The following is a 362-nucleotide window of genomic DNA, read 5'->3' as shown; positions in this document are numbered from 1 at the left end:
ACGGCGCCGCCCGGGGGTTGGGGCTCGCCCCACCCCCGGGCATCAAGGGGGTCAGGTTTCGATCGGCGGACCAAGACGAAGTGGGTCAGATTTCAGGCGGCGTTGACAGCGGGATAGCGAACGGTCTCGCGCGAGGAGCCCGTGGCGTAATTACCCACCCCCCTTGCGCGGAAGCGGGTTGGCTGATTCGATCCTGGCATGCAGCGGGACGCGCTTGAGCGGCTGAGCAAGGCGGAGCTGATCGAGCTGGCGCTGCGGCTGCAGCGGCCGGAGAAGACCTCGCGCACATCCTCCCAGCCGCCGTCCACGGACCGGAAGGAGAGGCGCGAGCGCGCCAAGCCTGGAGGCGCCAAGCCGGGCCA

1 pseudogene is annotated in these 362 nt (G+C 69.9%); it reads left to right on the top strand.

Annotated elements, in window-relative coordinates:
• Positions 1–198: 198 nt before the first annotated feature.
• A pseudogene (locus tag E2C06_RS37055) lies at positions 199–362 on the top strand (IS66 family transposase); the annotation flags it as partial.

The sequence above is a fragment of the Dankookia rubra genome (genome assembly GCF_004355005.1).
Lineage (GTDB): Bacteria > Pseudomonadota > Alphaproteobacteria > Acetobacterales > Acetobacteraceae > Paracraurococcus > Paracraurococcus ruber_A.
This window is presented reverse-complemented; position numbering and strand designations above follow the sequence as displayed.